General features: G+C 69.1%; 11 protein-coding genes. 5 read left to right on the forward strand and 6 right to left on the reverse strand.

Annotated features, from left to right (window positions below; all coding sequences use genetic code 11):
• Position 1: 1 nt before the first annotated feature.
• Entirely contained in the window at positions 2–1207 is a 1206-nt protein-coding gene (locus tag QSK25_RS01000; RefSeq protein ID WP_285631025.1) for a glycoside hydrolase family 88 protein, read from the reverse strand.
• 636 nt (positions 1208–1843) lie between these two features.
• Here QSK25_RS01000 and QSK25_RS01005 point away from each other — a divergent pair.
• Positions 1844–2149 (forward strand): hypothetical protein, encoded by a 306-nt coding sequence (locus QSK25_RS01005; protein WP_285631028.1) that lies wholly within the window; start codon positions 1844–1846, stop codon positions 2147–2149.
• A 90-nt stretch (positions 2150–2239) separates the two neighbouring features.
• Here QSK25_RS01005 and QSK25_RS01010 read toward each other — a convergent pair whose 3' ends face one another.
• Complete coding sequence (locus QSK25_RS01010) at positions 2240–3223, reverse strand: alkaline phosphatase family protein (protein ID WP_285631033.1); 984 nt, start codon at positions 3221–3223, stop codon at positions 2240–2242.
• 110 nt (positions 3224–3333) lie between these two features.
• On the opposite strand from QSK25_RS01010, the gene QSK25_RS01015 reads away from it, so the two are divergent.
• Positions 3334–4218, forward strand: coding sequence for a Ppx/GppA phosphatase family protein (locus QSK25_RS01015; RefSeq protein WP_285631039.1), 885 nt, complete (start codon positions 3334–3336; stop codon positions 4216–4218).
• Between the two features lie 18 nt (positions 4219–4236).
• Here the strand turns inward: QSK25_RS01015 and QSK25_RS01020 are convergent, their stop codons facing one another.
• The 3 genes from QSK25_RS01020 to QSK25_RS01030 all read right to left on the reverse strand — a co-directional run bounded on the left by QSK25_RS01020 (position 4237) and on the right by QSK25_RS01030 (position 5308).
• Positions 4237–4584, reverse strand: coding sequence for an STAS domain-containing protein (locus QSK25_RS01020; RefSeq protein WP_285631041.1), 348 nt, complete (start codon positions 4582–4584; stop codon positions 4237–4239).
• A gap of 85 nt (positions 4585–4669) precedes the next feature.
• Positions 4670–4900, reverse strand: coding sequence for a DUF6480 family protein (locus QSK25_RS01025; RefSeq protein WP_285631043.1), 231 nt, complete (start codon positions 4898–4900; stop codon positions 4670–4672).
• Positions 4901–4921: 21 nt separating this feature from the next.
• Positions 4922–5308: an ATP-binding protein gene (locus tag QSK25_RS01030; RefSeq protein WP_285631045.1), complete on the reverse strand. Its 387-nt coding sequence runs from the start codon at positions 5306–5308 to the stop codon at positions 4922–4924.
• Positions 5309–5421: 113 nt separating this feature from the next.
• On the opposite strand from QSK25_RS01030, the gene QSK25_RS01035 reads away from it, so the two are divergent.
• Complete coding sequence (locus QSK25_RS01035) at positions 5422–5790, forward strand: STAS domain-containing protein (protein WP_285631047.1); 369 nt, start codon at positions 5422–5424, stop codon at positions 5788–5790.
• A gap of 261 nt (positions 5791–6051) precedes the next feature.
• On the opposite strand, the gene QSK25_RS01040 is transcribed toward QSK25_RS01035, so the two are convergent.
• Positions 6052–10194, reverse strand: coding sequence for a hybrid sensor histidine kinase/response regulator (locus QSK25_RS01040; protein WP_285631049.1), 4143 nt, complete (start codon positions 10192–10194; stop codon positions 6052–6054).
• Positions 10195–10331: 137 nt separating this feature from the next.
• Between QSK25_RS01040 and QSK25_RS01045 the strand changes: the two genes are divergently transcribed.
• Entirely contained in the window at positions 10332–11717 is a 1386-nt protein-coding gene (locus QSK25_RS01045) for a PP2C family protein-serine/threonine phosphatase (protein ID WP_285631051.1), read from the forward strand.
• Between the two features lie 88 nt (positions 11718–11805).
• On the forward strand, positions 11806–13440 hold the full coding sequence (locus QSK25_RS01050) for a PHP domain-containing protein (protein ID WP_285631053.1): 1635 nt from the start codon (positions 11806–11808) through the stop codon (positions 13438–13440).
• Positions 13441–13456: the final 16 nt, after the last annotated feature.

Genomic DNA, 13456 nt, shown 5'->3' on the forward strand with positions numbered 1-13456 from the left:
CCTACAGGCCGATGGCCCTGGCGATCTGCGTCGGCTTGAGCACCCGCAGGATCGCCTCGTACAGGTAGTAGTCGCCGTAGGGCAGTGAGATCTCCACCCCGTCCTCGGACGGGCGGTTGCGGGTGCCGCGGGCCAGGATCGCCTCGGCGCGGGTCGACCTGGTGGTCAGGCACGTCGTGACCAGGCCGTCGAGGATCTTCAACGCCCGGTCGTGGTAGCGCGTCGTACCGGTGGCCTTGGCCAGGTCGAGCAGGCCGCACGCCATGATCGCGCCCGCCGACGAGTCCTTGATGTCGTTGACGCCCAACGGGGAGCGGTAGTCCCACACCGGAACGCCGTCCGGGGTGAGCACCGACAGGGCGTAGTCCGAGAGCTTGCGCGCGGTGTCGCGGAACTCGCGCAGGCCCGTGCGGCGGTACATCGTCGTGAAGCCGTAGATGCCCCACGCCTGGCCGCGCGCCCAGCACGACGTCGGGCTGTAGCCCTGCACGGTGTTCGGGCCGATGGGCGCGCCGGTGTCCGGGTTGAAGTCGAACACGTGCGGCGTCGAACCGTCCGCGCGGACGAAGTGCGTCTGGGTGGTCCTGGCGTGCGCGATCGCGATGTCGAGGAACTTGCGGTCGCCGGTCTGCTCGGTCGCGAACGCGAGCAGGTCCAGGTTCATCATCGTGTCGATGATGACGCGGCCCGCGTTGCCCGGGGTGCCGAGCGCGCCCCACGCGCGGATGAACCTGCCGGTGGCGTTCCAGCGCTGGATCAGCGTGTTCGCGGCGTCGATCGCGCCGTCGCGCCACTTGGTGCCGCCGGTCAGCCGGTACGCGGTGACCCACGACGGGTAGAAGAGGAAACCCAGGTCGTGGTCGCGCGGCTGGAGCCGGCGCGGAGCCAGCCGGTCGCCTGCGGCCTCGGCGAGCGAGCGGAACTGCGCGTCGCCGCTGTCGAGGTGCGCGAGCCACAGCGTGCCCGGCCAGAAGCCGCCGATCCAGCCGCCGTCGGCGACGTAGGTCCACTTCTCGGCCCTGGTGATCTCCGGGAACGAGGTGATGCCGGGCGCGACGGCCTTGAGCTTGGCGTTGCCGTAGTCGAGGGCCGCGCGGAGGGTCGCGGGCGAGGCGGCGGCTTCGCCCGCGCCGAGCGTCAGGCCTGCTCCGGTGAGCAGGGGAGTGGCTGCTGCGGACGCCAGAAGGGTGCGTCGAGACAGATTCACGAGACCGTCCAGTCCCTTTCATTTGTGCCGTGCGCCCGGCGCCACAGTGGCAGATCGGATCAACGCCTGTAAAGGTCCGTTAAAAATTGATTCCTCTGTCTTGTGCAAGGCGCTGACCTGGCCTAAAGGGCTGCGTCACGTACGTGAAACCGCAGGAATCCGACGTTGTAAATCGCATTGTTCATCCTTGTGAACAATGCGCTGTTCAGGTGCGGATCAGCACTGCGTCCACATGGCGGGGCCGCAGGCCGTGCCGGACCGGCTCGGCGAACAGCACGCCGCAGGGGCTGTGGTTGCCGTCCACCGCGTGGTCGGCGCCGCAGGTTTAGGTGTGGAAGCGGGTCTCGTCGGTCAGGCGAACGCCGGACGCCGGACGCGACGAGCCTGCCGCGCCGGCGCACCTCGATCACGTGGGCCAGGTCGCCCAGTCGCGTCACGAACTTCGTGAACGCCTCGCCGGGGTGGTAGCCGTTGTTCTCGAACCGGCTCGCGGTCTTGACGCACAGCAGGGTGAGTTCGTCCATCGCGGCGTGGTCGACCGGGAGCGCCCGCTTCGGCCGCCCTGCGGTGGTTGCGCCGCACGTTCGCCCTGGCGCGCAGGCCGGGGCCCGCGAGGTAGCGCTGGTACGTGGTGGGGTGCGCCGCCCAGCGACCGGTCAGGTGCCGGGCGGGGGTCCGGCGGCGGTGAGCGCCTGCGAGAAGCCGGTGCCGCGCTGGACGTTCACGAACCCGCACCAGCGCGCAGGTGTGGCTCAGCAGGGCGCGCTGGCCGACGGCCTCCGGATAGGCCTCGTGCAGGCGGCGCAACGGGTTCGCGGCCGACTGGAGGTAGGCGGGCGTGACGGCGACCGGTCTGCCGCCGTCCTTCACGACGAAGTACGCGAACCCTCGACCGCGGTCAGCGGCGACCGTTCGCAGGCGCTGACGTACGCGTGCCGGTAGAACACCGGCGCACCCGCGCGGCGCACCACCGCGTCCCCTTCGGCGGCATCTGTTTCCCTTGTGCTGCTGGAGAACTCGACGTGCACACCGTCACCGCACGGCCTGCCAGACGGCGAAGGGGACGTCGATCTCGTCGCGGCTCAGGCCACCGTGCTCGAACTTCACCGACGGGTCGGGCAGCGGGAAGCGCGGCGACGCCGCCACCGCCACGACCGGGCCCGCCTCCGGCTGCGGCAGCCCGAGGTCGGTGGCGTGGTGCACGGTCGCCGAGTCGCCCAGAGTCGTTGCCACACGGTCGAAAACGGCTTCCATCCGGTCGGCTTTCGGGTAGAGCCAGCGCATCCGGCCAGCGCCGCCGGAGGGGATCACGCACTCCTCGCGCACGATCGCGTCCCACGCCTCGACGAGGTCCGGATCGGGGTCGACCGCGATCATGCCGTGGTCCGAGTGCGCGATGACGGTCCATCCGGCCGTCGCCCACCGGGTGGCGTGCGCGTCCAGTCGCAGCATCGCCTCGTGCACCGACTCGTCGTAGCCGTTGCGGTGCACGTGGTCGGAGATGTTGACGTAGGTCCACAGGAACGTGGCGTCCTTGAGCGCCTTGTCGAGGTCCGCCACGACGTTCGCGACGAGCAGCGGCGGATCCTCGGCCTGGGCGGCGAGTTTGTGCGGGGCGGGAGCGGGTACTCGGGTCGTTCCTCGCAGCAGGGCCCGGGCCCAGGTGCCTTCGAGGTGGTCGAGTTCGCGGGCCAGCGCGGTCGCGCCGTGCCGTTCCAGCACGGTGGGCAGGTCCGGGATCGCCGGCGCGCCGTTGACGGCGTGCACGAGCCCGGATCCGTTGCGGTACACCGTTCCCGGGACGCGGTGGACGTCGGCGGGAACACCGGTCAACGAGGTCAGCAACGCCGTCGCCGTCGTCGACGGCACCGTCGAGGACAGCGTGGAGACGGAGGCGGACAACCAGGACTGTTTGGCCACGTCCGAGGAGAGACCGTCCACCGCGAGGACGATCACGCCGGATTCAGCCTTGCCGAGGGCGCGTTCGAGCCGGGAAGGTATCTCCGCCAGTGACATTCGGTGACTGTAACGCATCTCATCGAGCGAACCTTGCTCGATCGGAGGCTCAATTGCGCACAATGGCCGCCGATGAGGTAAAGAACACTTGAGAGAAGGGAAGGTGGCGGATGTCGGTCGGAGTTCTGGACGTGGGGTGCTTCAGTGCGCACCTGGTGGTCGTGGAACGAGACCTGACGCGTCCGCTGCTGTCGCACAAGGTCCGGCTGAGGCTGGACCGGGAGATCGACGCCCGCGGAGCGATCAGCGGGGCCGGCGTCGACTCCCTGAGCGCCGCCGTCCTCGCCGCCCGCAAGAAGGCGGGCGACGTCCCGTTCCTGCCCTTCGCGACCTCGTCCGTGCGTGACTCGTCGAACGTCGACGAGGTCATCCGCAAGGTCGCGCGCCGCACCGGCGTCGAGCTGAAGGTGTTGTCCGGCAAGGAAGAAGCCCGCCTGTCGTACCTGGCGGCCCGGCACTGGTTCGGTTTCGGCGCCGGACCGATGGTCGTGCTGGACGTCGGCGGCGGCACCGTCGAACTCGCCGCGGGCTCCGGTGCCGAACCCGACCGGGCCGTGTCGTTGCCTTTGGGGGCGAGGACGTTGACCCGCGCCGGCCTCACCGTGGCGGACATGCGCGTGGAGATCGCCGAGAGACTCGCGGCGGCCTTCCCGCCGAGTGAGAGCGCTCGCGCGGTCGGCTGCTCGAAGGTGTTCGAACAGCTCGCGCGCCTCGCCGGCGCGCGCAACGACGTCTACGCGCCGCGCCAGTTGCGGTTGAAGGACCTGGAGAAGTGGATCCCGCGTCTCGCGAAGCTCTCGGTGCGCGAACGCGCGGCCCTACCGGGGATCTCGCGCCACCGGGCCCAGCAGTCGCTGGCGGGCGCGGTGGTCGCGGAGGGTCTGATGAAGGTGTCCGGCCACGACGTCGTGGACATCTCGCCGTGGTCCACCAAGGAAGGCCTGCTGCTCTCGCTGGTGGAGCGCTCTCGGGCGCGCAGCTCGTCAGCGGCCTGAAGACCGTCCGCGGGTGGTTCAGCCGCTCAGCGCGGTCACGGCGTCGTCGACGTCGTTGAACAGCAACAGCAACTGGTCCACGGCGGTCATCTGCAGCGGGCGCAGGACGATCCTGCTGTCGCTGACGACGCCGAACTTGATGCCGAGCTCGTCCGCCTGCTGCTGGGTCTCGACGAGCGCGCGAATCCCCTCGGATCCGAAGAAGCGCACTTCCCGCAGGTCCACGACGAGCGCGGGCGGCTTGTGGTCGAGCAACTCGGCGAGTCTGCTGGTCACCGGGGCCGAGGACATCATGTCGATCTCGCCGGTGAGCGCGACGATCGGAATGGACTGGACGTAGGTGGTTCTCTGGCGAAGTTGGTTCATGAGGACTCCCGTCCGCACCGACCGTACGCGCCATCGACGGACGACCACAACCTGAAGCGCTGCGGACGTTGTGCCCGGTGTTGTGTCAGACCAGGAGAAACGCCTTGGTCAGCAGCATCGCGGCCACCAGCAGTGCGAACAACAGGATGAGACCGATCACGACGCGGGTCGTGGTGTTCCCAGGTGGTTTCGGTTCGTGGTGCGACAGACCCGAGGTCTGCCCTGATTCCGGCGGTGTGTCACCCGGCCGGACGCCCCCTCCGGGTTCGAGCCCGGGAGTGCGCAGCGGATCGGGATCGGGCGGTGTGGCTGTCATAGGGGCTCAGGTACCCCGTTTTCACGCTTCCAGTTGCGCCCAGACCACTTTTCCGTCGTTCCGCGGCGTAGTGCCCCAGCGAACGCTCAGCGCCTTCACGAGCTGCATACCGCGCCCGCGCGCGCTCGTCGGGTCCACAGGTCTGAGCTGGGGCAGCTGCGTCGACTCGTCGTGCACCTCGACGAGCATGCCCGCGGCCGTGCGACTGACCGTCAGCGTGATGGGGCCCTCACCGTGGTCGATGCCGTTGGACACCAGTTCCGTGACGACGAGCTGGGCGTCGTCGGTCAGGTCGTCCGTGAGGTCCCAGGAGGCAGCGGCCTCGCGCACCACCTGACGGGCACGTGCGCACGAGCCACCCTCGGCGCTCAGGGTCACGCGCACCTCTGCCAGTGGGTCGTTCAGCACAGGCGCATAGTCGCACATCCGGCGGGTCGTTCGGATCTTTCAGCCCCCCGGTGGTCGCATGCCCGGACGTCGTGCTGCACGATTTGGGTCGCACGAAGTCGCACGAGTCGGGCGTGGCGGAAGGAACGGCGACGATGGAGCTCAACGTCGGCAGCGAGGTCCAGCGGGGATGGCGAGTGCTCGCCGTCGCCGGGGAACTGGACATCGATACCGTGCCCGTGTTGTCCGCCCGGTTGGACGCGGACGTCACCGGGTCGCACGCCGTGCTGGACCTTTCTCAGCTCGCGTTCATGGACTCCACCGGGCTGGCCCTGGTGCTGGACTGGCACCGGCGGCTGGCCGAGGGGGGCGGGCAGTTGCGGATCGCGGCCGCCCAGGGGCCGGTTCGGCGGTTGTTCGAGCTGGCTGACGTGGCTGAGGTGCTGAGTCTGCACGCCTCGGTGGACGCCGCTGTGCAGGAAGCCGTGGATTCCGCCCACTGATTTGGGGGCCCGGTCCGTCACCAATGCGGTGGCTGGCTTTGGGCCCGAAGACTTGAGCCGAGCTTCGGTTTGTCATCGCCCCTTCGCGTCGACGGGGATGGGCTTGACTTCGGCGCCCTTGCGAGGCACTGGTCAACCGGAAGAGGCCGGGCTGAAAAGCGCCCGGCCTCTTCCGCTAGGGGTAGCACCTCGCACCCGAAGTCAAGCCCCAATCCCGGTGCTGTGTGGCTGGGTTTGTGCTGGTATGTGGGCTGGCTGCTTCTATTCGCCGGATACGCCCAGGTAGTAGGCGATCAGGCGGATGAGGTGCTCGGTGTCCACCGGCTTTGTCACGTAATCGGTCGCACCTGAGGCGAGCGATTTCTCGCGGTCGCCCTTCATCGCCTTTGCGGTTACCGCGATGACCGGCAGGTCGGCATAGCGTTCCATTGCGCGAATGGCGGAGATGGTCGCGTTGCCGTCCAGTTCCGGCATCATGATGTCCATCAGGACGATGGCCACGTCGTCGTATTGTTCGAGCGCTCGGACGCCCGTGATGCCGTTGTCGGCGAAGATCGCTTCCAGGCCGTGGAGTTCGAGGACGCTGGTCAGGGCGAAGACGTTGCGCAGGTCGTCGTCGACGACCAGGACCTTTTCGCCGTGGAAGCGCATCGAGGTCGAGTTCGCGACCACCGGGGCCGGGGTGACGATCGGCGTCGGTTCGGGGAGCACCACGGCTTCGGAGACCACTTTGCCGAGGGGGAGGCAGAGGGTGAAGGTGGAGCCGATGCCCGGTTCCGAGCGGACCCGGAGGGCGCCGTTGAGGAGCTGGGCCAGTTCCCGGCTGATGGACAGGCCCAGGCCCGTGCCGCCGTACTTGCGGCTGGTGGTGCCGTCCGCCTGCTGGAACGCCTCGAAGATGACGGCCAGCTTCTCGGCCGGGATGCCGATGCCCGTGTCGTGCACGTCGAAGGCGACCGTGGAGGGGTCGTCCATGCGGACGTGCAGGCGGATGCCGCCGTCGTGGGTGAACTTGACGGCGTTGGAGAGCAGGTTCCTGAGGATCTGTTGCAGGCGGTGTTCGTCGGTGTGGAGGGTTTCCGGGACGTTCGGGTCCACGCGCACGGAGAACTCGAGGTTCTTCTCCGCTGTCAGGGGCAGGCAGAGCGTTTCCACGTAGCGGACGAGTTCGTCCAGGCGGACCGGGTCCTCGTGCAGCGTCATGTGGCCCGCCTCGACCTTGGTGAGGTCGAGGATGTCGTTGATGAGCTGCAGGAGGTCGGAGCCCGAGGAGTGGATGGTGCGGGCGAACTCGACCTGCTTGGCGTTGAGGTTGCCGTCGAGGTTGTCGGCGAGGAGCTTGGCCAGGATCAGCAGCGAGTTCAGGGGGGTGCGGAGTTCGTGGGACATGTTGGCCATGAACTCGGACTTGTACTTCGAAGCCGTCTGGAGCTGGCGGGCCCGGTCCTCGAGCTCCTCGGAACCCGCGCGGAGTTCGGTGGTGAGGCGCTGCGACTCGACCAGCAGGGCGTCGGTCCTGGAGTTGGCCAGCAGGGTGTTGACGTTGACGCCGATGGCTTCCTTCAGCTGGTCCAGGAGGTCCAAGTGGACGTCGGAGAACTCGTTGAGGGACGCCAGTTCGATCACGCCCAGGGTCTCGCCCTGGAAGAGGACCGGGAGGATCACCAGGTTGACCGGGGCCGACTCGCCCAGGGCCGAGGAGACGGTCAGGTAACCGCCCGGGACCTGGGTGACGAGGATGGTCTTCTTCTCCAGCGCTGACTGGCCCACCAGGGACTCGCCCATGGCCACGTGGGTGGTGCGGGCGGAGTCCAGGCGGAAGCCGTAGGTGGCGGTCAGCTCGAGGGTCTGCTTGGAGTCGTCCTCCTCGATCTGGAAGAACGCTCCGTGGTGGGCGCTGACCAGCGGGGTCAGCTCGCTCATGATCAGCGACGCCAACGCCCTGAGGTCGCGGTGGCCCTGCATGAGGCCGGACAGCCGCGCCAGGTTCGTCTTGAGCCAGTACTGCTCGCGGTTGGCCCTGGTCGTTTCCTTCAGGTTCGCGATCATCTGGTTGACGTTGTCCTTGAGCTCCGCGAGCTCGCCGGACGCGTCGACGGTGATCTGGCGGGTCAGGTCGCCCGCGGTCACGGCGGTGGCGACGGCCGCGATCGCGCGCACCTGGGTCGTGAGGTTCGAGGCCAGCTGGTTGACGTTGTCGGTCAGCTTCGACCAGGTGCCGGCGACACCGTCCACTTCGGCCTGACCACCGAGCTTGCCCTCGGTGCCGACCTCGCGGGCGACGCGGGTGACCTCGTCGGCGAACGACGAGAGCTGGTCGACCATCGTGTTGATGGTGGTCTTGAGTTCGAGGATCTCGCCGCGGGCCGAGACGTCGATCTTCTTCGTCAGGTCGCCCTGCGCCACGGCGGTGGTGACCTGGGCGATGTTGCGGACCTGGTTGGTCAGGTTGTCCGCCATGAAGTTCACCGAGTCGGTGAGGTCCTTCCAGGTGCCCGCCACGCCGGAGACGCGGGCCTGGCCGCCCAGGATGCCCTCGGTGCCGACCTCGCGGGCGACGCGGGTGACCTCGTCGCCGAACGCGCGGAGCGTGTCGACCATGCCGTTCAGGGTCTCGGCGAGGGTCGCGACCTCGCCCTTCGCCTCGACGGTGATCTTCTTCGAGAGGTCGCCGTTCGCGACGGCGGTGGCGACGGTGGCGATGTTGCGGACCTGGTCGGTCAGGTTGTCCGCCATCAGGTTGACGTTGTCGGTCAGGTCCTTCCACGTACCGGCGACGCCCTGCACGCGGGCCTGACCGCCCAGGCGGCCGTCGGTGCCGACCTCGCGGGCCACGCGGGTGACCTCCTCGGCGAACGAGGACAGCTGGTCGACCATCGTGTTCAAAGTGGACTTGAGCTCGAGGATCTCGCCGCGCGCGTCGACGGTGATCTTCTGCGACAGGTCGCCGTTCGCGACCGCCGTGGCGACGTGGGCGATGTTGCGGACCTGGTTGGTCAGGTTGTTCGCCATGAAGTTGACGTTGTCGGTCAGGTCGCGCCAGGTGCCCGCGACGCCCGGCACCTGCGCCTGACCGCCGAGGCGGCCCTCGGTGCCGACCTCGCGGGCGACACGCGTGGCCTCGTCGGCGAACGAGGAGAGCTGGTCGACCATCGTGTTGATGGTGGTCTTGAGCTCGAGGATCTCGCCGCGCGCGTCGATGGTGATCTTCTGGGTCAGGTCGCCGCGCGCGATCGCGGTGGTCACCGAGGCGATGTTGCGGACCTGGGTCGTCAGGTTGTTCGCCATGACGTTCACCGACTCGGTGAGGTCGCGCCACGTGCCCGCGACGCCCGGCACCTGCGCCTGACCGCCGAGGCGGCCGTCCGAGCCGACCTCGCGGGCGACACGCGTGACCTCGTCACCGAACGACGACAGCTGGTCGACCATCGTGTTGATCGTGGTCTTGAGCTCGAGGATCTCGCCGCGCGCGTCGACGGTGATCTTCTGCGTCAGGTCGCCCAACGCCACGGCGGTCGTGACCTGCGCGATGTTGCGGACCTGGGTCGTCAGGTTGTCCGCCATGAAGTTCACGTTGTCGGTCAGGTCTCGCCAGGTGCCGGCGACGCCGGGGACCTTCGCCTGACCGCCCAGCTTGCCGTCCGTGCCGACCTCGCGGGCCACGCGGGTGACCTCGTCCGCGAACGACGACAACTGGTCGACCATCGTGTTCAGCGTGTTCTTCAGCTCCAGCATCTCGCCGGAGACGTCCACCGTGATCTTCTGCGTCAGGTCGCCGTTCGCGACGGCGGTGGCGACCGAGGCGATGTTGCGGACCTGGTTGGTCAGGTTGTTCGCCATCGAGTTCACGTTGTCGGTCAGGTCGCGCCAGGTGCCGGCGACGCCGGGGACCTTCGCCTGACCGCCCAGCCGGCCCTCGGTACCGACCTCGCGGGCGACGCGGGTGACCTCGTCCGCGAACGACGACAGCTGGTCGACCAGACCGTTCACCGTCGAGCCGAGCGTCGCGAACTCACCGCGCAGCGTCTGGTCCGACATGCGCTTGGTCAGGTCGCCCTCGGCCACGGCGGCGAGCACGCGACTCAGCTCCGTCGTCGGCCGCATCAGGTCCTCGACCAGGCCGTTCACCGAGTCCGCGATCAGCGACCAGCCACCGGCGGTGCCCGCGGGCGCCACCCGTTCGGTCAGCCTGCCCTCCTGGCCCACGGCCTGGCGGACCCGGCCCAGCTCACCGGCGAGCCACTGGTTGCGCTCCGCGATCTCGTTGAACACGTCGGCGAGCGCGGACACGGGGCCGCTGCCCGGCACGACGAGCCTGCGCCGGAAGTTGCCGTCACGCAGGTCTCTCATGGCGGAGAGAACCCGTTCGAGGGTCGCGTCCGTCTCTTCGTTGGCCGTGGTCACTCCAAGCCTCCGTGCCTCGGTGGTCGTAGCCAAGCCTGCCACGTTAGGTTGGGAGCGAGGTAACTTGATGCCGCGATGCACGCCAACTACCCGCAGGAGGCCGTGATGATTCGGCCGCTTGCGCTGGACGAGAGCGGATGAGCAGCGTCGTGGGCATCGACCTGGACGGCTGGCAGCGCCTGGTGGACGGGCTGCGCGAAGCCGTTTTCGTCGTGGACCCGGCCGGTGTGGTGCGCGTGCGCAACGCCGCGGCCGCCGACCGGTTCCCCCGCCTCGGCGTCGGCGGGCAGTTCGACGTGCACGTCGCCGGACGCCAGCACGAGCTGGGTGAGGGCTGGAGTGCCTGGTACTTCACGGATTCCACGCTCGACCACGCCCACCTGCGGCTGGCCGGCGGCAGCTCGCGGGAACTCACGCTGAAGACGATCGTGCAGCTCGCGGCCGAGTTGCTGGGCGAGCACTGCGTCGCTGTGGTGCCCGCCACACGCGACCGGCTGGAGTGGTGGCGCTGCGGAGGCGGCGAGCCGACGGTCGCCCGCACACCCAGGCGTGCCTCCGAGCTCACCGAGGTGCTGACCGGCACGTCCACCCTGACCAGGATCACCTCATTGGGTGAGGGCAGCTGGGGCGTGCCGGACGACTTCGGGCGCGCGCTGGCCGTGCCGCTGGGCGTCGGCGGTGCGCTGGTGGTGCTGCGAAAGGGTGATTTCACCCCCAACGACGTGGAACGCGTGCGGCTGTTCGGCAAGCACGCGGCCGTGGCGCTGGAGTCGTCGTCGAAGCTGACCGAACAGCAACGCACGATCGAGGTGCTGCGGTCGGCCCTGCTGCCGCTGCCGCTGCCCGAGGTGCGCGGTGTGACGCTCGCCTCGGTGTTCATCCCGGCCCACCAGCGCGCGCTGGTCGGTGGCGACTTCTACGACGTGCACCCGCGCACGGACGGCTCGGCGACGTTCGTGCTGGGCGACGTCTGCGGCCACGGCCTGGAGGCCGCGGTCCACAGTGGACGGGTGCGGCAGTCGCTGCAGGCGCTCTCCCTGGTCGAGACGAACCCGGTCCGGCTGTTGCACCTGCTCAACACCTCGTTGCGCGCCACCGGCTCGAAGCTCTTCACCACGCTGGTCGTCGGCGAACTCGTGCCGCTCGCGAACGGCGGCGCGCGGCTCTCGCTCGCGTCCGGCGGGCACCCGGCGCCGCTGGTCCTGCGGGCGGACGGCAGCGTGCACGAGGTCAGCGCGACCGGCGCGATCGTCGGCATCCTCGCCGACGTCCGGTTCTCCGGCGAGCAGGTCACGCTGAACCCCGGCGACACGCTGGTGCTCTACTCCGACGGCTTCACCGAGGCCCGCGCGCACACCGACCGCACGGAGTTGTTTGGCGAGCAGCGGTTGCGGGAAGTGTTGAAGGAATGCAAAGGCCTCTCGGCGGAGGAGATAGCGCGGCACTGCGAGCGGGCGGTGCTCAAGTGGCTTGATCACGACGATCACGACGACTTGGCACTGCTCGCCCTGCAGGCCGTGTGACCAGCCGCGTGCTGTGAACGAATTTCCCGGTACAAGGGTTCACCGGCCGTTCGTTTGCCACGACAGCTCCGCGAGTTGAGATCTGCGCATGTCCCACTCTCACGATCACCCGCACGGTGATCACACGCACCACCACCACGAGGTCGAGCCCGTCGAAGGCAGCTGGCTCGACCCCGGGGACGACCGCCCGTCGTCGGTCGAACGCCGCAGGTTCCTGGCGGGTCTCGGCATCGCGGCCGGCGCCGTCGGCGTCGCGGGCGCGGTCGGCACGGGGGAGGCGCACGCCCACGCGCCGGTCAACCCGTGGGGTGGCGGAGACCGCTGGTACGCGGGCGACCACCACATCCACACCCAGTACTCCGACGACGGCCAGTACACGATCGCGCAGCAGGTCGAGAAGGCGCACGAGTTCGGCCTCGACTGGGTCGTGATCACCGACCACGGCGGCCCGGCGCACCAGAAGTTCTCGATCGACCAGGTCACGCCCGACATCGAGAAGGTCCGCCGCGCCCAGCGCGACGTGCTCGTCTACCAGGGCCTCGAGTGGAACATCCCCGGCGCGGAGCACGCCACGGTGTTCCTGCCGCCCGGCAAGCACACCGTCGACATCCTCAAGGCGTTCGAGTTCGCCTACGACGGCCGCATCGCGAGCAACGCCGAACCGCTCGCGCTGGCCGCCCTGCGATACCTGGAGGCGCAGGTCCTCTCCGGACGGACCGAGATCGCGCTGATGTTCGCGAACCACCCGTCCCGGCGTGGCGTCGACAGCCCGCACGAGCTGCGCGGCTGGCGCGACGCGGCCCCCGGCGTCGCGGTCGGCATGGAGGGCGCGCCCGGTCACCAGGCCGCCGGCATCCCGAAGTCGGCGGGCGGCCCCGGCCGTGCGCGCGGCTACTACGACACGGCCACGCCGAGCGCCGAGGCGTTCCCCGGCTACCCGCCCGAGTCCTACCGCACCCACGGCGGCTTCGACTGGATGACCGCCAAGGTCGGCGGCGTGTGGGACGCGCTGCTCGCCGAGGGCCGTCCGTGGTGGATCACCGCGAACTCCGACGTGCACCAGGTCTTCAACGACACCTTCACCCAGGGCAAGCAGGACTACGCCACCACGGGCTCGAAGGGCGCGCCGATCGACTCCGGCGTCCAGCAGACCGGCTACGGCGACTTCTTCCCCGGCCAGTACGGCGCGAACATCGTCGGCGCCCGGTCGAAGTCCTATGTGGACATCATGCGCGCGATGCAGGCGGGCAAGGTGCTGACCGTGCACGGCCGCCTGGTCGACGGCCTGGAGCTGCGCGTGCGGTCGCGCGACGACCTGCGCGGCGTGACGCTGGGCGGGCGGACGTTCGTGCGCCGCGGCGGCGACGTCGAGGTCACCATCGAGGTCACCCGTGCGTCCGGCCCGAACTTCGCTGGCCTCAAGCCCGTGCTCGCCAAGGTCGACCTGATCTCGGGCCCGGTCACCGGTCCCTCGATCGACCGCGACGCGTTCCTCGCGCTGGAGACGGTGGTCACCAGGACGTTCGAGGTGCCGCGATCGGGCAAGATCCGGTTCACGCACACGTTCAAGAACGTCGAGCGCGCGTTCTACCTGCGGTTGCGGGGCAGCGACGGCAAGCGGCTCACCCCGTCCGGTGACCCGATGATCGACGAGCTCGCGAACTCCGACCCGTGGCAGGACCTCTGGTTCTACGCCAACCCGGTGTTCGTGGACGTGATCTAGGACTTCGCAGGTCCAC

This window comes from Lentzea sp. NBRC 102530, from assembly GCF_030269365.1.
Classification (GTDB): domain Bacteria; phylum Actinomycetota; class Actinomycetes; order Mycobacteriales; family Pseudonocardiaceae; genus Lentzea.